At 72.4% G+C, this 16,722-nt stretch carries 14 protein-coding genes; 8 read left to right on the plus strand and 6 right to left on the minus strand.

Annotated elements, in window-relative coordinates:
* Positions 1-35: 35 nt before the first annotated feature.
* Together RNC47_RS19620 and RNC47_RS19625 are read right to left on the minus strand one after the other, a co-directional pair.
* The gene (locus tag RNC47_RS19620) at positions 36-965 is read right to left on the minus strand and encodes a M56 family metallopeptidase (protein WP_311600492.1); all 930 of its coding nucleotides are present in this window, start codon (positions 963-965) and stop codon (positions 36-38) included.
* Between the two features lie 4 nt (positions 966-969).
* The gene (locus RNC47_RS19625) at positions 970-1,359 is read right to left on the minus strand and encodes a BlaI/MecI/CopY family transcriptional regulator (RefSeq protein ID WP_311600493.1); all 390 of its coding nucleotides are present in this window, start codon (positions 1,357-1,359) and stop codon (positions 970-972) included.
* Between the two features lie 166 nt (positions 1,360-1,525).
* Here RNC47_RS19625 and RNC47_RS19630 point away from each other — a divergent pair, with 166 nt between their 5' ends.
* Positions 1,526-2,905, plus strand: coding sequence for an LCP family protein (locus RNC47_RS19630; protein ID WP_311600494.1), 1,380 nt, complete (start codon positions 1,526-1,528; stop codon positions 2,903-2,905).
* A gap of 92 nt (positions 2,906-2,997) precedes the next feature.
* The gene (locus RNC47_RS19635) at positions 2,998-3,213 is read left to right on the plus strand and encodes a hypothetical protein (RefSeq protein WP_311600495.1); all 216 of its coding nucleotides are present in this window, start codon (positions 2,998-3,000) and stop codon (positions 3,211-3,213) included.
* A gap of 79 nt (positions 3,214-3,292) precedes the next feature.
* Here the strand turns inward: RNC47_RS19635 and RNC47_RS19640 are convergent, their stop codons facing one another.
* Both RNC47_RS19640 and RNC47_RS19645 read right to left on the minus strand, forming a co-directional pair.
* Positions 3,293-4,393 (minus strand): N-acetylmuramoyl-L-alanine amidase, encoded by a 1,101-nt coding sequence (locus tag RNC47_RS19640; protein WP_394814823.1) that lies wholly within the window; start codon positions 4,391-4,393, stop codon positions 3,293-3,295.
* A gap of 132 nt (positions 4,394-4,525) precedes the next feature.
* Positions 4,526-5,308, minus strand: a complete 783-nt coding sequence (locus tag RNC47_RS19645) for a putative protein N(5)-glutamine methyltransferase (protein WP_311600497.1) — start codon at positions 5,306-5,308, stop codon at positions 4,526-4,528.
* A 441-nt stretch (positions 5,309-5,749) separates the two neighbouring features.
* Here RNC47_RS19645 and RNC47_RS19650 point away from each other — a divergent pair, with 441 nt between their 5' ends.
* From RNC47_RS19650 to RNC47_RS19665, 4 genes are all read left to right on the plus strand, one after another.
* Entirely contained in the window at positions 5,750-7,444 is a 1,695-nt protein-coding gene (locus RNC47_RS19650; RefSeq protein WP_311600623.1) for a thiamine pyrophosphate-binding protein, read from the plus strand.
* An 11-nt stretch (positions 7,445-7,455) separates the two neighbouring features.
* Positions 7,456-8,685, plus strand: coding sequence for a formyl-CoA transferase (frc, locus tag RNC47_RS19655; RefSeq protein WP_311600499.1), 1,230 nt, complete (start codon positions 7,456-7,458; stop codon positions 8,683-8,685).
* A 3-nt stretch (positions 8,686-8,688) separates the two neighbouring features.
* Positions 8,689-10,896, plus strand: a complete 2,208-nt coding sequence (locus tag RNC47_RS19660; protein WP_311600501.1) for an acetate--CoA ligase family protein — start codon at positions 8,689-8,691, stop codon at positions 10,894-10,896.
* Between the two features lie 334 nt (positions 10,897-11,230).
* Positions 11,231-12,697, plus strand: a complete 1,467-nt coding sequence (locus tag RNC47_RS19665; protein WP_311600503.1) for an OFA family MFS transporter — start codon at positions 11,231-11,233, stop codon at positions 12,695-12,697.
* Here the strand turns inward: RNC47_RS19665 and RNC47_RS19670 are convergent.
* On the minus strand, positions 12,684-13,361 hold the full coding sequence (locus RNC47_RS19670) for a GntR family transcriptional regulator (RefSeq protein ID WP_311600505.1): 678 nt from the start codon (positions 13,359-13,361) through the stop codon (positions 12,684-12,686). The genes RNC47_RS19665 and RNC47_RS19670 overlap by 14 nt on opposite strands.
* Positions 13,362-13,635: 274 nt before the next feature.
* Here RNC47_RS19670 and RNC47_RS19675 point away from each other — a divergent pair, with 274 nt between their 5' ends.
* Positions 13,636-14,238: a CGNR zinc finger domain-containing protein gene (locus tag RNC47_RS19675; protein ID WP_311600507.1), complete on the plus strand. Its 603-nt coding sequence runs from the start codon at positions 13,636-13,638 to the stop codon at positions 14,236-14,238.
* A 10-nt stretch (positions 14,239-14,248) separates the two neighbouring features.
* Here the strand turns inward: RNC47_RS19675 and RNC47_RS19680 are convergent, their stop codons facing one another.
* Positions 14,249-15,145, minus strand: a complete 897-nt coding sequence (locus tag RNC47_RS19680; RefSeq protein ID WP_311600509.1) for a hypothetical protein — start codon at positions 15,143-15,145, stop codon at positions 14,249-14,251.
* A 189-nt stretch (positions 15,146-15,334) separates the two neighbouring features.
* Between RNC47_RS19680 and RNC47_RS19685 the strand changes: the two genes are divergently transcribed.
* Positions 15,335-16,693 carry an NAD(P)/FAD-dependent oxidoreductase gene (locus RNC47_RS19685; protein ID WP_311600511.1) on the plus strand — a complete coding sequence of 453 codons (1,359 nt, stop codon included), beginning with the start codon at positions 15,335-15,337 and terminating at the stop codon, positions 16,691-16,693.
* Positions 16,694-16,722: the final 29 nt, after the last annotated feature.

Here is a 16,722-nt window from a genome sequence, read left to right on the forward strand (position 1 = left end):
GGCCGAAAGGCGGGTGGGTGGGGGTACATCGCCGGCTACGCGGCCAGCGCCGCCCGCAGGATCACCGTCAGCGCCACCGCCGCGTTGAGCGAGGAGAGCGCCGACACCGCCGCGCCGCCCGCCGCGATCCACGCGGCGAGCCCGGCCGGCGTGTACGCCGGTGGCCAGCCGGCCGCCGGCGGCACCGGGCCGAGCAGCGCCGCGACCCGCCGCGGCACGGGACCCGGCGCGGCAAGGGCCGCGAACGTCGGCGTCGGGGTGGCCGCGCCGACCAGCGCCGCACGGCCGACGGCCCGCGCCATCAGACGCCGGTCGCCGACCAGCTGGGCGGCCTCCTCGTCGGCCCACCGCTCCGCGCCGTAGGCGACGGCCGTCCGCAGCGGTCGCAGGAACGGGTGGGCGCGGGCGGCGAGTTGCGCGACGAGCAGGAAGCGGTGGTGGCGGTGCGCGAGGTGGGCGCGCTCGTGCGCGAAGAGCGCCCGCCGCTCCCGGCCGGTCAGGCAGGCGAGCATCGCCGTGGAGACCACGACCCGCCCTCGGCCGCCGGGGAGGGCGTAGGCGTAGGGGGCCTCGTCGGGCAGCACGGCGACCGAGGAGGCCGGCAGGCCGGCCAGCGCGCGCTCCGCCTCGCGGCGGACCCGGCGGTGGCGCCAGAGCGTGAAGACGACGGCGCACGCGACGGCCACCAGGGCGGGGATCGAGGCGCGGCCCATGACGTCGTCGAAGGGGACGGCGGCCCGCACCTCGGGGTCGGACCAGCTGTCGGGGAGCGGGTTGCCCGGCACGGCGGCCGTGCCGACGACCGCGATGAGGGCCACGCAGAGCGTGCTGCACAGCGCGAGCACCGCGCCGACACCGGTCAGCAGCCAGGTCGCCCGGCGCGGGTGGAGGTGCTGCTCGGCGAGCCTGGCGATGGGCCAGGCGGTGACGGGCAGGACGAGCGGCAGCAGGACGAACAGGCCCATGACGTCAGTCTTCCGGCTCCTCGGTGGCCTGGGCGAGCAGCAGCCGCAGCAGCCGCTCGTCGTCCGGGGAGAGGCCGGTGACGAAGCTGGCGAGCACCGCCTCGCGGTCCGACTCGCGGTCGAGGACCCGGCGCATCCGCAGGGCGGCGAGCGCGGCCTCGTCGGCGGCGGCCGACCAGACGAAGGAGCGGCCGGCGCGCTCCCTGGTCACGGCCTGCTTGGCCAGCAGCCGGGAGAGGATGGTCATGACGGTGGTGTAGGCGAGGTCGCCGCCGAGCCGCTCCTGGACCCAGGCGGCGGTGACCGGGCCGGTCGCCTCGTGCAGGGCGGCGAGCACCTGGGCCTCGAGCTCCCCCTGTCCGCGCCGGCGCGCTCGTGCGTCCCCTGCGGTCACGTCAGCCGCCCTTCGACCCTGTGCGCACGCGCACTTCCGCTCGTCCGTCCCGGGGTTCATCGTACTGACCAGGAGGCCGCGTCACAGCCACCTTCTACAGTGCTGTAGATTTCAGCCCCCTGATCCACCACCCAACCTGGGCCGAACACCGAACGGGGGGACCGGCGTGGCCGGCACACACCGAAGCAGGAGCGCGAGGTCGGCGCCACCCAGCCGGGGCAGGCGGATCCTGCTGTGGACCGCCGGCGCTCTCGCCGTGCTGGTCCTGGCGTCCACCGGCGCACTCGGCTGGCTCTACTACCAGCTCAACGGCAACATCCAGGCCGCCGAGATCGAGGACCGGCTCGGCGACGACCGCCCGGAGGACCTGAGCCCCGACGCCATGACCATCCTGGTGGCGGGCTCCGACACCAGGGAGGGCACGGACGGATCGTACGGCCAGGCCGAGGGCATGCGGTCGGACACCATGATGGTGGTGCACGTCGCGGCGAACCGGGAGTGGGCCACCGTGGTCTCCATACCCCGGGACTCCTGGGTCTCCATACCCGCCTGCGACCTGGGCGACGGCACCGAGTCCGAGCCGCACCAGGGCAAGATCAACGAGTCCTTCGCGCTCGGCGGCATGAACGGCGACGTGGGCGGCGCCGCGGCCTGCACCATCAGGACGCTGGAGCAGAACACCGGGCTGCGCATCGACAACTTCGTCTCGCTCGACTTCCTCGGCTTCAAGGACATGGTCGACGCGCTCGGCGGCGTCGACGTCTGCCTCGACGAGCCGATCCAGGACGACAAGGCCCATGTCGACCTGGCGGCCGGCTGCCAGACCCTGGACGGCGAGGAGGCGCTCGGCTTCGTCCGGGTCCGCTACAGCGTCGGCGACGGCAGCGACATCGGCCGCATCGAACGCCAGCAGGACTTCATGCGCTCGCTCGCCGAGAAGGCGCAGTCCAAGCTCACCGACCCGGCCGCGCTCTACGACTTCCTCGACGCGGTCACGAGCTCGCTCACCACCGACCCGGAACTGGCCGGGCTCCGCCCCCTCTACGACCTGGCCGAGGACCTCCAGGGCATCCCGGAGGAGAACCTGACCTTCCTCACCGTCCCCAACTACCCCCGCCAGCTCGACGTCCCCGAGGACACCGCCAACGTGGTCTGGGAGTACCCGTCGGCCGGTCTGCTCTTCGACGCGCTGGCGCGCGACGAGCGGATGACCGAGGACGACCTGGCGGCCGCCGCCGAGGAGTCGCCCGCGCTCCGGCCCTCCGAGGTCCAGGTCCAGGTGCTCAACGGCACCGGGATCGCCGGCCAGGCCGCCGAGGTGGCCGAGCGGCTGGGCGACGCCGGCTTCACGGTGGTGGGCACCGGCAACGCGGCAGGCGAGGCGGCCCGCACGGTCGTCGGCTACCCCGAGGGACTGGCCGAACAGGCCGAGCTGCTGGCCTCCCGACTGCTGCCCGCCGCGACCACCGAGCCCGACGCCACCGGCCCGCCGGGGGTGCTGACCCTCACCGTGGGCGCCGACTTCGCCGGCGTGCGCGGCGGCTAGGTGCCCTGTTCGGGGAGGTCGGTGGCGGTGTCATCACGTGGACCGGAACCAACCAGGCGTACCTCGGCTTCACCCTGGAGGACTATCCGGAGGTGCCGTCCTACTCACAGCTCCACGTCTCCTACGAGGTGTTCGTGGACGGGCAGTGGGAGCAGCGCATCCTCTATCCGGACCCCGTTCTCCTCGCGGCGAACGGCCAGTCCCAGGACCTCGAACGCAACATGACCACCTTCCACCCGCTGCGCGACGTCATGGTGCGGCTGTGCTCCTGGGAGAACGAGAACCTCCACTGCACCGACTGGAGCTGACCGCACACCACACGCGCCGGCCTCGCCGGCTGCCGACTCTCCGCGCGGTGCACGCGGATCGCGAAACCGGACGTGAGCACTAGTCGGCGTTCACCAGGTCGAGGTAGTGGTCCCAGTCCCAGTTGGGGCCCGGGTCCGTGTGGTCGTTGCCCGGCACCTCGACGTGCCCGACGATGTGCTCGCGGTCGCGCGGGATGTCGTAGCTGTCGCAGAGGAAGCGGGTGAGCGCGGCCGACGAGCGGTACATGGTCTCGGTGAACCACGCGGGCTCGTCGATGAAGCCCTCGTGCTCGATGCCGATCGACGAGGCGTTGGCCGACTTGGCGTGCCAGGCGGTGTCGGCGTCCCTGACCATCTGGGTGACCTCGCCGTCGCTCGACCGGACCACGTAGTGCGCGCTCACCCGTGCCGCCGGGTTCTGGAACCAGGAGATGGTGCCGTCGTAGTAGCCCTGGGCGACGTGCACCACGACCGTGGTGATCGGCGAGGTCCTGCCCGGCTCGAAGTTCTCCTCGTGCGCCGGCTCCCAGCGGGCCGACGGGTAGTCGGGGCCCGGGTCGTCCGCGTCGGCCTGCGGGTCGAGGAGGTCCGCGTACCGGCCGCGCTCCGGGATCACCGGCTGGCCGTGGACCAGCACCATCTCGCCGGTCGGGGTGCGCGCCTCGACGCCCTCGGTCAGCAGCGCGTAGACGGCGTCCGCGTAGCCGGCGGCCGTCGCGTCGTCCCCGCCGCCGTAGCGGGCGACGACCTGGTACCAGGCGCCGGGATCGGCCCGCTCGGCCGCGTCGAGGCCGAGTCCGTCCGCGTATGAACGGAGCACGGCGGCGGCGCCCATGATGTTGTCCCCCTGGTCGTGGCGCAGCTCGTCGCGGTCGGTGCCGGTGAGCTCGGCGGCCAGCGCGAGGGTCTGCTGCGCCGGGTTCTCGACCAGGTGCATCACGCCGTAGCCGCCGGCCTGGCTGGGCCGCCCCTGGTGTCCTTCGAGCCGGGTCTGGCCGTATCCGACGGCGACCAGCAGGTCGCGGGGCACCCCGTAGACGTCGGCGGCGCGCGTGAACGCGTCGTTCATCGGTCCGGTGCCGGGGCGGTGCGCGGCGGCGGCGCCCGCGGTCCCGGCGACCAGGGTCAGCAGCGCGGCGCTCAACGCGACGCCCACGGCGAACGGCCGGTGTGTCGTCATGGGCCTGCCCTTTCTCACTGCGGCGCGGTCGGCCGGCGAGAACCGGCCAGGAGAAGTCATGCCACGCCACTTGCGCACCGAAGCGGACCCCACCCGAAAGCGACCGAAACCAATCGCTCGGCCGATGGCCCGTCAGGTCGCCGCGCGGGACCCGACGACGACGGTCGCCTCGTGTTCCGCCGAGTGGTCGAGCCGGGCGACCAGGCCGGCGGCGGTGAAGGCGGCGAGGGCCGCGGGCGCCTGGCGGTCGCTGGTCTCCACCAGCAGGTGACCACCGGGCGCGAGCCAGTCGGGCGCGCCGTCGGCCACCCGGCGCAGCACGTCGAGGCCGTCGGCGCCGCCGTCGAGGGCGAGCCGTGGCTCGTGCTCGCGCGCCTCGGCCGGCAGCAGCGCGACGTCTCCGGTGGGCACGTAGGGCACGTTGGCGACCAGCACGTCCACCCGGCCGCGCAGTGCCGCCGGCAGCGCGTCGTACAGGTCGCCCCGGTGCACCCGGCCACCCGCCCCTTCGAGGTTGCGGCGGGCGCACCGGACGGCGGCCGGGTCGAGGTCGGCGGCGTGCGTCTCGGCCCCGTCGAGCAGCGTGGCCAGCGCGGCGCCCAACGCGCCGGAGCCGCAGCACAGGTCGACCACCACGGCCCTGGGCGGGGCGAGCGCGGCGGCCCGCTCGACCAGGAACTCGGTGCGCCGCCTCGGCACGAAGACCCCGGGCTCGACGGCGATCCGCAGCCCGTGGAACTCGGCCCAGCCCAGCACGAGTTCGAGCGGCTCGCCGCCGGCCCTGCGGTCGGCCAGCGCGTCGAGTTCGGCGGGCGTGCGGGCCGCCTCGGCCAGCAGCCGGGCCTCCTCCTCGGCGAACACACAACCGGCGGCCCTGAGCCGGTCGACGATGGAGGCGGCGAGATCGGACATCATCCGCCGTACGCTACCGGCCTGCCGGCCTGAGCGGTCCGAAGGGCCCGTACCCCCGCGGCGATGGCCGCCGCGGCAGGCCAACTCCGCCACTTCGCGGCGGCTGCCCCACCCACCCCGCCCAAAAGACGGGAAGGGTGGGGCAGAACCGCCGCACCGGGGCCAAGCGCCAGCGGGCGGCCGGGGCTGGCCCCGCGGGGCAGGGACCACCGGGCCCTTGAGCCGGCCGGGCGCGGTTCGGCACGCACTCGCCCGATACCCGTACACATGCGGAACCTTCGGACCGCTCCGGCCGGCAGGCCGTAAAGGGTTGGCGAGAATCTGCCAACGCCCCCTGGACACAGTCCTGTCGATGCGAGATAACAGGCACATACAGTATTCGTCGACTGTATGCAATAAACCATGGCCCCGACCATCGCGTCGAACGAAGGGACGGAACTGGTCATGCCCAAGGACACCCCGGACGCCTCAGAACAGCTCATATCAGGCGGGCACCTGGTCGCCAAGGCCCTCAAGAACGAAGGTGTGGACGTCATCTACACCCTGTGCGGCGGCCACATCATCGACATCTACGACGGCTGCGTCGACGAGGGCATCGACGTCATCGACGTGCGGCACGAGCAGGTGGCCGCGCACGCCGCCGACGGACACGCCAGGATCACCGGCAAGCCGGGCTGCGCGGTGGTCACCGCGGGACCCGGCACCACGGACGCGGTCACGGGAGTGGCCAACGCGTTCCGGGCCGAGAGCCCGATGTTGCTGATCGGTGGTCAGGGCGCCCACAGCCAGCACAAGATGGGCTCGCTCCAGGACCTGCCCCATGTCGACATGATGGCGCCCATCACCAAGTTCGCGGCCACCGTGCCGGTCACCGAGCGGGTGGCCGACCTGGTGTCGATGGCCTTCCGCGAGTGCTACCACGGCGCCCCAGGGCCGTCGTTCCTGGAGATACCGCGCGACGTACTGGACGCCAGGGTGCCGGTGTCCAGGGCGCGGGTCCCCAAGGCCGGCGGCTACCGCGCCTCCACCAGGACCGCCGGCGACCCGGCGGCGATCGAGCGCCTGGCGGACCTGCTGGTGCACGCCGAGAAGCCGGCCGTACTGCTCGGCAGCCAGGTGTGGACGGCCCGGGCCACCGAGCCGGCCATCGACCTGGTCAGGCAGCTCAACCTGCCGGCCTACATGAACGGCGCGGGGCGCGGCACGCTGCCGCCCGGCGACCCCAACCACTTCCAGCTCTCCCGCCGGCACGCGTTCAGCAACGCCGACGTCATCGTGATCGTCGGCACGCCGTTCGACTTCCGGATGGGCTACGGCAAGCGTCTCTCCCCCGACGCCACCGTGGTCCAGATCGACCTGGACTACCGGACCGTCGGCAAGAACCGGGACGTGGACCTGGGCATCGTGGGCGACCCAGGACTGATCCTGGCCGCGGTCGGCGAGGCCGCCACGGGCCGGCTCAACGGCGGTGCCTCGCGGCGCAAGGAGTGGCTGGAGGAGCTGCGGGCCGTGGAGGCGAAGGCCATCGAGAAGCGCCTGCCGCAACTGCGTTCCGACGCCTCGCCGATCCACCCCTACCGGCTGGTCAGCGAGATCAACGACTTCCTCACCGAGGACTCCATCTACATCGGCGACGGCGGCGACATCGTCACCTTCTCGGGGCAGGTGGTGCAGCCCAAGTCGCCGGGGCACTGGATGGACCCCGGGCCGCTCGGCACCCTCGGCGTCGGCATCCCGTTCGTGATGGCCGCCAAGCACGCCAGGCCCGAGGCCGAGGTGGTGGCGCTCTTCGGCGACGGCGCGTTCTCGCTCACCGGCTGGGACTTCGAGACGCTGGTCCGCTTCGACCTGCCGTTCGTCGGCATCGTCGGCAACAACTCCTCGATGAACCAGATCCGTTACGGCCAGAAGGCCAAGTACGGGGACGCCAGGGAGCGGGTCGGCAACACCCTCGGGGACGTGCCGTTCGACCAGTTCGCGCGGATGCTCGGCGGCTACGGCGAGGAGGTCAGGGCCCCGGCGGACATCAGGCCGGCGCTGGAGCGCGCCCGCGAGTCGGGCAAGCCGTCGCTGATCAACGTCTGGGTGGACCCGGACGCCTACGCCCCGGGAACGATGAACCAGACCATGTACAAGTGAGGAGGCCGACGATGGCCAAGGCACTCGAAGGCGTACGGATCCTGGACATGACGCACGTCCAGTCCGGGCCGTCGGCGACGCAGATGCTCGCCTGGCTCGGCGCCGACGTGGTCAAGCTGGAGGCGCCCACGGGCGACATCACCCGGCAGCAGCTGCGCGACCTGCCGGACGTGGACAGCCTCTACTTCACGATGCTCAACTGCAACAAGCGCAGCATCACCCTCAACGCCAAGTCGCCGCGCGGCAAGGAGCTGTTGACCGAGCTCATCGGCCGGTTCGACGTGCTGGTGGAGAACTTCGGGCCCGGCACCCTGGACCGGCTGGGCTTCCCCTGGGAGCGGATCCAGGAGCTCAACCCCCGGATGATCTACGCCAGCATCAAGGGCTTCGGCGACGGCCCGTACACCAAGTTCAAGGCGTACGAGGTGGTGGCACAGGCGATGGGCGGCTCGATGTCGACCACCGGCTTCGAGGACGGGCCGCCGCTGGCCACCGGCGCCCAGATCGGCGACTCCGGCACCGGCATCCACTGCGTGGCCGCCATCCTGGCCGCCCTCTACCAGCGGCACGCCACCGGGCGCGGCCAGCGGGTCAACGTGGCGATGCAGCACGCGGTGCTCAACCTCTGCCGGGTCAAGCTCCGCGACCAGCAGCGTCTCGCGCACGGCCCGCTCGCCGAGTACCCCAACAAGACGTTCGGCACCGAGGTGCCGAGGTCGGGCAACGCCTCGGGCGGCGGCCAGCCCGGCTGGGCGGTGAAGTGCGCGCCCGGCGGCCCCAACGACTACGTCTACGTGATCGTGCAGCCGGTCGGCTGGGCGCCGATCGCCGAGCTGATCGGCCGGCCCGAGCTCAAGGACGACCCGGAGTGGGCCACCCCGGCGGCCCGGCTGCCCAAGCTGGCGAAGATGTTCCAGCTGATCGAGGAGTGGTCGAGCACGCTGCCCAAGTGGGAGGTGCTCGAGCGGCTCAACGCGCACAACATCCCCTGCGGCCCGATCCTCTCCACCGAGGAGATCATCGCCGACCGCAGCCTCGCGGACAACGAGATGATCGTCGAGGTGGAGCACCCCGAGCGCGGCCGGTTCACCACGGTCGGCAGCCCGTTGAAGCTCTCCGACTCCCCCGTGGAGGTCGAGCGTTCCCCGCTGCTCGGCGAGCACAACGAGGACATCTTCCGAGGCGAACTCGGCCTGGACGACGAGGAGTTCCGGCTCCTCGCGGCGAATGGAGTGATCTGAGCGATGACCACGGAGAGCACGGACACCACGGATTCGGAGGATTCGACGGCGCCGGCGCCGCACGAGCGGCAGGCCGTGCGCGACCTGCTCGACACGGTGCGGGCCGAGGGCCGGACCGTCCTCACCGCCCCCGAGGGCAAGGTGGTCGCCGACGCCTACGGGATCGCGACGCCGGCCGAGGGGGTGGCCGAGACCGCCGACGACGCCGTCGCGCTCGCCGACCGCATCGGCTTCCCCGTGGTGCTGAAGATCGTCTCCCCCGACATCTCGCACAAGAGCGACGCGGGCGGGGTGCTGGTCGGCCTGGGCGACGGGGCCGCGGTGCGCGCGGGCTTCGCGACCGTCGTCGCCAACGCCAGGGCCTACGACGCGGAGGCCAGGATCGCCGGCGTCCAGGTGCAGCGGATGCTGCCGCCGGGGCAGGAGGTCATCGTCGGCGCGGTCACCGACCCGACGTTCGGCAAGGTGGTGGCGTTCGGGCTCGGCGGGGTGCTGGTCGAGGTGCTGAAGGACGTCACCTTCCGGCTCGCGCCCGCCTCCCGCGAGGACGCGCTGTCCATGCTCGACGGCATCGGCGCCGCCGAGGTGCTGCGCGGGGTGCGGGGCGCGCCGCCGGTGGACCGGGAGGCGCTGGCCGGGCAGATCGTCCGGGTCTCCAGGCTCGTGGACGACTTCCCCGAGATCGCCGAGGTGGACCTGAACCCGGTGATCGCCACGCCCGAGGGCGCGGTGGTCGCCGACATCAGGATCGTGCTGGCGAGCGAGCCGGCGAAGCAGCGCCGGCGGCACTCGCGCGAGGAGATCCTGCGCACCATGGGTCGGCTGATGAAGCCGCGCGCGGTGGCGGTGATCGGCGCCTCGGCCGAGCGCGGCAAGATCGGCAACTCGGTGATGCGCAACCTCATCGACGGCGGCTTCGCGGGCGACATCTACCCGGTGCACCCGAAGGCCGACGACATCGAGGGCCGCAAGGCGTACCGCAGCGTGCTGGACATCTCGTCCGAGGTGGACGTCGCGGTGTTCGCGATCCCGGCGAAGTTCGTGCCGGCGGCGCTGGAGGAGGTCGGCCGCAAGGGCATCCCCAACGCGGTGCTGATCCCCTCGGGCTTCGCCGAGACCGGCGAACACGAGCTCCAGGAACGGGTGGTGGCCATCGCCGAGGAGCACGGCGTGCGGCTGCTCGGGCCCAACATCTACGGCTACTACTCCACCTGGCAGGACCTCTGCGCCACCTTCTGCACCCCCTACGACGTCAAGGGCGGGGTGGCGCTGACCTCGCAGAGCGGCGGCATCGGGATGGCGATCCTCGGGTTCGCCCGCACCACCAACACCGGCGTCTCCGCGATCGTCGGGCTCGGCAACAAGTCGGACCTGGACGAGGACGACCTGCTCACCTACTTCGGGGAGGACGAGAACACCGACTGCGTCGCCATGCACCTGGAGGACCTGAAGGACGGTCGGGCCTTCGTCGAGGCGGCGCGGCAGACCGTGCGCAAGAAGCCGATCGTGGTCCTCAAGGCCGGTCGCACCGCGCTCGGCGCGCGCGCCGCCGGCTCGCACACGGGCGCGCTGGCGGGCGACGACGCGGTCTACGACGACATCCTGCGGCAGGCGGGCGTGGTCCGCGCGCCGGGCCTGGCGGACATGCTGGAGTACGCCCGGGCGCTGCCGGTGCTGCCGGCGCCGCAGGGCGACAACATCGTGATCATCACCGGCGCCGGCGGCTCGGGCGTGCTGCTGTCGGACGCGGTGGTGGACAACGGACTGAGCCTGATGACGATCCCGCCCGACCTGGACGAGGCGTTCCGCAGGTTCATCCCGCCCTTCGGGGCCGCGGGCAACCCGGTGGACATCACCGGCGGCGAGCCGCCGTCCACCTACGAGGCCACCATCAGGCTCGGCCTCGAGGACCCGCGCATCCACGCCCTGGTCCTGGGCTACTGGCACACCATCGTCACTCCGCCCATGGTCTTCGCGGAGCTGACGGCACGGGTGGTCGGCGAGTTCAGGGACCGGGGGATCCACAAGCCCGTCGTGGCGTCGCTCGCCGGAGACACCGAGGTGGAGGCCGCCTCGGCCTACCTCTTCGAGCGCGGCGTCGTCGCCTATCCGTACACCACGGAGAAGCCCGTGGCCGCGCTGGGTGCCAAGTACCAGTGGGCGCGGGCGGCGGGGCTGCTGCCGCCCAGGGGGGCCACCCCCTCGGGCTGACAACCCGGGGCCTGCCTGACGATTCCCGGCGGGCTCGCGACGACTGGCATCCCGCCTGGCTGCGTTGCCTCACGCCGCGGAGCGGCATATCGATGCTGCGCGCGAGTACGGCCAAGTACGAGCCGCGCTGCTATCGAAATGCGGCTCCGCCGCGTGGGGCGCCTTGCCAGGCGGGCGCCATCCGCCGCTCGCTGATCCACCGCGAATCGTCAGGCAGGCCCCCGCACCACCTCAGCACACCGGTCCCCCGCGCGCCCCACGCGCGGGGGAGCCGGTGGCGAAGAGAACCGGACAGGGGGCGCTGACCAGACTCTTCGGACGCGAGGGAAACGTTATGACCACAGCGAACGCGCCGGCGACGGCGCGATTCCGCGAAGTGACGGACGCCAACGGGCGGGTCTACCGGGTCGGCGAGACCGACCGGGACATCATGGGCCGGCCACGATGGACGATGGTGCTGCTGCCGTGGATCGCGATGATGGGCATCAGCATCTGCGAGTACGCCTTCGGCGCGGCCGAGGAAACGCTGCACGACGCGCACGGTTGGTCCTCGACCAACATCTTCTGGCTGCTGAGCGTCTGGGTGTTCTTCCAGGCGGCGGTGGCCTTCCCGGTGGGGCAGTGGCGCGAGAGCGAGAAGCTGTCGGCCCGCTCCGCCATGCTGCTGGGGGCGCTCGGCGCCTTCCTCGGCTTCCTGGCGCTGAGCCACGCGCCCAACGTGTTCTGGGCCTACCTGGGCTTCGGGTTCTTCGGCGGTACCGGTGCCGGCTTCGTCTACGCGACCAGCGTGAACATGGTGGGCAAGTGGTATCCGGAACGGAAGGGTGGCAAGACCGGCTTCGTCAACGGCGGATTCGCCTACGGCGCGGTGCCCTTCGTGTTCCTCTTCACGTCCTACATGGACACGGACAACTACACCGTGGTGCTCGACTGGGTCGGCGTGTACGCGCTGCTGGTGGTGGGCATCTCCGGGCTGTTCTTCAAGGACCCGCCGAAGAACTGGTGGCCGGCGCACGTCGACCCGCTGCAGAAGCACACCGACGCCAGGACCGCCCGGGCGCTGCAGAAGAACCCGCCGGCGGTGCGGCAGTACACCCCGGCGGAGGCCAGGCGCACTCCGGTGCTGTACCTGATGTGGTTCTGCCTGCTCTGCACGGCGGGCGTGAACATCTTCGGCATCGCCTTCCAGGTGCCGTTCGGCGACGACATGGGCTTCGCGGGCGGGATCGTGGCCACCGCGATGTCGCTGAAGGCCATCGTCAACGGCACCGGACGCGGCGTCATCGGCTGGATATCCGACCTCTACGGCCGGCGCCAGACCCTGACGTTCGTCTGTGTGGTGCTCGGCATGGCGCAGTTCGGCGTGCTGTGGTCGGGATCCATCGGCAACATGCCGCTGTTCCTGTTCTTCTCGATGATCTCCGGATTCGGTGGCGGCGCGATCTTCCCGCTGTTCGCCGCGATGACCGCGGACTTCTTCGGTGAGAACCACAACGCCACCAACTACGGGATGGTGTACAGCTCGAAGCTGGTCAGCGGCCTGCTCGGCTCCGGCATGGGCGCGGTCGTGGTCGCGGCGTGGGACTACGAGGGCGCGTTCGTCCTGGCCGGCGCCATCGGCCTGTTCTCCGCCGGACTCTCCTTCTTCCTCCGACAGCCGGGCCGGGAGGGGCCGCGCAAGGTCGCGCCCAACCCACAGCCCATCAGCCGGGACATGGAGGCGGAGACGCTGACGGAACCGGCTTCGGAACCGGCCGTCGGGCTCGCCAAGCCCGTGCACAGGGAGGTCAGGAGGGCCTGAGCTCATGGTAGGAACGCCGGGTGTGCTCGGTGTGCTGGCGCATGATGCGGGTGGCGCGCTCGCCGTCACCGTCCCTGAGGGCGGCGATGAGCTCGCGGTGCTCGATCCAGGACGCCATGCCGCGCTGCCGCGCGACGGGCGAGTAGTACCAGCGCACCCGGCGGCCCACCTGACCGATCAGCTCGGCCAGCACGGCGTTGGCCGCCATCTCCAACACGGAGGCGTGGAAACGGGTGTTGAGCTCGATGACGCGCTCCACGTCCTCCGCGCGGGCGGCGGCCTCGCCACGGTCGCACAGCTCCTCGAGGCCGGCGATGCCCTCGGCGTCGGCCCGCCCGGCGGCCAGCCGGGCGGCCTCGGCCTCCAGCAGGGTGCGGACGGTGAGCAGCTGGTCTGCCTCCTCGTCTGTGGGCTCGTGCACGAACGCGCCCTGCGCCGGCCGCAGATCGACCCACCCCTCGGTGCTGAGCCGCTGCAGCGCCTCGCGCACGGGCTGCCGGCTCACGCCGAGGTGGGTGGCCAACTCGCTCTCCACCAGGTGCTGTCCGGGGCGGAGGGCGCGGGACGTGATGAGCTCGAGCAGGGTCTCGTACACCCGCTCGCGCAGCGGGCCCGGCCGCTCGAGCCGGGGCACGGTGCCCTGCGTCAGACCCTTGGACAGCATCCCGACGCCCCTCCCGATTGCATTTCGTCTACAGGATCCTGGAGACCCAGAGTACGAGAGTGCCTCACCCAACGGGCGCCCCGGGACGCGTGATCTGTTTCACAACCGCACGCTTTACCTTCCCTTTCCCCATCCCAGAACGTGTACGCGGCCGAGGCGTTCAGGTGTGCCTTCGCCCCGGCCACGCACACCGAAGGGGGCCGGACGGCGGGATGCGCCCCCTGCGCCGTCCGGCCCCCGTCAACTCCCGTGGCGCGCCCGGCAGAATGGAGCCATGGTGGCCGGGGACAGCTGGATCAGGGACGGGGGCAGGGTCTGCCTCGACTTCGTCAACACGCTGCTCGACCGGGGGTGTTCGCCCCGCGAGACCCTGCCGGCCCCGCCGGAGCTGGTCGGCTGGCTGGCGGGCGCCGGGCTGCTCGCCGCCCCGGGCCCGCCCGCCGGGCCCCCGGCGGCCGAGGAGGGGTTGTTGACCACCGCGCACCGGCTGCGGGAGGCGATCGACCGCACGGTGCTGACCGTGCGGGACGGCCGGCTGCCGGCCCCCGTGGACGTCGAGGTGATCAACGAGGCGGGCACGGCCGCGCCCGCCCCCGTGCGTCAACTCGTCGTCGCCGATGGCGAGTTGACGCCGGGCAGTGCCACGCGGGAGGTCGGCGACCCGGCCGCCGCCCTGGGCCTGGTGGCCCAGGACGCGATCGACCTGGTGCTGACACCGGCCGTGCGCCGGGTGCGGGTCTGCGGCGGCGAGCGCTGCGCGCTGCGCTTCCTCGACCGCTCCCCGGCGCACAACCGCCGTTGGTGCTCGATGGCCCGCTGCGGCAACCGGGTCAAGGCCCGCCGTCACCAGGCCAGGCACGGCGCCGCGCGGGCCTGAGCCGCGGGAGTCACAGACCGTAGCGGCTCCGCAGATGGCGCCAGAAGTCCCTGGCCATCCAACGGTCGAACTCGGTGATCTGGCTGGCCGTGCCGGCCTTCATCAGGAAGCCGCCGACGCCCGTGGGCGTCCAGTCGTAGAAGTCGTCGAGCCCCAGGGTGTGCCCCATCTCGTGGAGCAATATATGGATGTTGTCCTGGTTGACGGCGCCCAGGTAGTACTCGCGGCCCATCCGCTGGCCCCAGTCCCCGCCGGCGCCGCCGCCGAAGCCGTCGGTCAGCCACAGCGACTGGTCGAAGTGGCGTGCCGCGCCGCCGGGACAGCGTGAGTAGTTGCCGTCCTGGTGGTGGAAGCGGTCGCACTCGGGGGCACAGCGCGGGGCGCCACCGCTGTCCAGGTTCCCGATGTAGAGGTCGACCGAGTTGTCGTTCCACTGCAGCAGCGAGCGGTCGCGGGCGGCCCAGCCGACGACCTGCACCGGAACCTGGGCGTAGGGGAAGTTGCCCCAGCCGCGCAGGCCGTCGAACCACTTGGTCCACTGCCGCTGGATGGACGCGTTGATCTGGTCGCGCAGCTGCGCGGTCACCGGCGTGTTGGACTCCCAGCGGACGCAGTACTGGAGCCGGCCGCCGTTGGCCATCAGCTGGTCCCAGCCGTAGTTACGGAAGCCGTAGAGGTTGCCGTAGGTGCTCTCCACGTGCCGCCAGACCTCGTCCAGGCCCTGGGCCAGGTTGGCGGGCGGGGTCCAGTCGTCGGCCGCCGCCTGTTCGGCCGCCACCTCGGCGGCCGCCTGCCGGTTCGCGGCGGCCGACGGGCTGGCGTACACCGCGGCGACCACCATGGTCAGCGCCGCGACCAGGCCGGACCGCCATAAGCGGCGGACCAGGGCGCGCGTGCGTCGTGGCATGCGCGTTCCTCTCTGTTGGGGGGTGGGGTGCAATGTCACCCACTAGTGGCCGCCGAGGCGCCGATGGTTGCCGACGCCCGCCGTCCGGCGGCGCTGCGCTGGCGAGCCCCGGCATCCCGTGTAAGCCTGGGCTGAGCCGATGGGCCCCAAGGCCGATCGCGCCGGCAACCGTCGCAGAGGGAACCAGCCATGGGTACACCGAACGACCGAACCAGCATCGTGATCGTCGGCGGCGGCTTCGCCGGGGTGGAGTGCGCCCGCCGCCTCGAACGCCGGCTGCGCCCGGAAGAGGCCCGCATCACCCTGGTCTCCCCCACCGACTACCAGCTCTACCTGCCGCTGCTGCCGCACGTCGCGGCCGGCGTCGTCACCCCCCAGTCGGTGGCGCCCTCGCTGCGCCGGCTGCTGCGCCGCACCGACCTGGTGCCGGGGCGGGCGCTCGGCGTCGACCCGAGGTCCCAGGTCTGCGTGGTCCGCACCATCAACGGCCGCACCCTCGACCTCTCCTACGACCACCTGGTGCTGAGCCCCGGCAGCGTCACCCGCTCCTTCGACATCCCCGGCCTCCGCGAGCAGGCCCGCGGCATGAAGACGCTGGCGCAGGCGGCCTTCCTGCGCGACCACGTGATCGCCCAACTCGACCTGGCGGCCGCCACCCTGGACGAGGCGGAGCGGGCCGCCCGGCTCCAGTTCGTGGTGGTCGGCGGCGGCTACGCCGGCACCGAGACGCTGGCCGGGCTCCAGCGCCTCACCGCGGCCGCCGCCCGCCGCTACTACCCGCGGCTCAACGCGGACCTGATCCGCTGGCACCTGCTCGACGTCGCCCCCACGCTGCTGCCCGAGCTGGGCGAGCGGCTCGGCGCCGAGGCGCTGCGGCTGCTGCGCGAACGCGGGGTGCACATCTCGCTCGGCACCACGGTGCAGTCCGTCAGCCCCGACTCGGTCACCCTCACCGACGGCCGCACGCTGGCCTCGCACACCCTGATCTGGACGGCCGGCGTGGCCGCCAGCCCCCTGGTCGACTCGCTCGGCTGCGAGACCGTGCGCGGCCGGATCGCCGCCAACCCCGACTTCACGGTGCCCGGCCTCGACCGGGTGCTGGCCCTCGGCGACGCCGCCGCGGTGCCCGACCTGGCCAGGGGCGACGGCGCGGTCTGCGCGCCCACCGCGCAGCACGCCACCCGGCAGGGCCGGCACGCGGCCGAGAACCTGGTGGCGCGGCTGCGCGGCCGCCCGATGACGCCCTACCGCCACCGCGACCTCGGCCTGGTCGTCGACCTCGGCGGGCGGGAGGCGGTCTCCAAGCCTTTCGGCATCCAACTCACAGGATTCCCCGCCCAGTTGGTGGCCCGCGGCTACCACCTCGCGACGCTGCCGACCAGCGCCGCCCGCTTCCGCACCGGCGCCAACTGGCTGCTCAACGCGGCGGTCGGCGACGACTTCGTGCGGATCGGCTTCCTCGGCGAACACTCGGGCACCGTGCGCGAGTTCGAGCAGACCGAGGCGTACCTGAGCCCGGAGGAGGTGCGGGCGCGCAGCCGGCGGTGAGGGGCCCTCGCAAACCGGCCCCCCATAAT

Source organism: Streptomyces millisiae, from assembly GCF_031845425.1.
Classification (GTDB): domain Bacteria; phylum Actinomycetota; class Actinomycetes; order Streptomycetales; family Streptomycetaceae; genus Streptomyces; species Streptomyces millisiae.

What these genes read in the sequence shown, in the direction of transcription:
- RNC47_RS19645 (WP_311600497.1), bottom strand. Translation starts at nt 5,308, where the DNA reads ATGATGTCCGATCTCGCCGCCTCCATCGTCGACCGGCTCAGGGCCGCC.
- RNC47_RS19670 (WP_311600505.1), bottom strand. Translation starts at nt 13,361, where the DNA reads ATGCTGTCCAAGGGTCTGACGCAGGGCACCGTGCCCCGGCTCGAGCGG.
- RNC47_RS19650 (WP_311600623.1), top strand. Translation starts at nt 5,750, where the DNA reads ATGCCCAAGGACACCCCGGACGCCTCAGAACAGCTCATATCAGGCGGG.
- RNC47_RS19665 (WP_311600503.1), top strand. Translation starts at nt 11,231, where the DNA reads ATGACCACAGCGAACGCGCCGGCGACGGCGCGATTCCGCGAAGTGACG.
- RNC47_RS19675 (WP_311600507.1), top strand. Translation starts at nt 13,636, where the DNA reads ATGGTGGCCGGGGACAGCTGGATCAGGGACGGGGGCAGGGTCTGCCTC.
- RNC47_RS19640 (WP_394814823.1), bottom strand. Translation starts at nt 4,393, where the DNA reads ATGACGACACACCGGCCGTTCGCCGTGGGCGTCGCGTTGAGCGCCGCG.
- frc (WP_311600499.1), top strand. Translation starts at nt 7,456, where the DNA reads ATGGCCAAGGCACTCGAAGGCGTACGGATCCTGGACATGACGCACGTC.
- RNC47_RS19680 (WP_311600509.1), bottom strand. Translation starts at nt 15,145, where the DNA reads ATGCCACGACGCACGCGCGCCCTGGTCCGCCGCTTATGGCGGTCCGGC.
- RNC47_RS19660 (WP_311600501.1), top strand. Translation starts at nt 8,689, where the DNA reads ATGACCACGGAGAGCACGGACACCACGGATTCGGAGGATTCGACGGCG.
- RNC47_RS19685 (WP_311600511.1), top strand. Translation starts at nt 15,335, where the DNA reads ATGGGTACACCGAACGACCGAACCAGCATCGTGATCGTCGGCGGCGGC.
- RNC47_RS19620 (WP_311600492.1), bottom strand. Translation starts at nt 965, where the DNA reads ATGGGCCTGTTCGTCCTGCTGCCGCTCGTCCTGCCCGTCACCGCCTGG.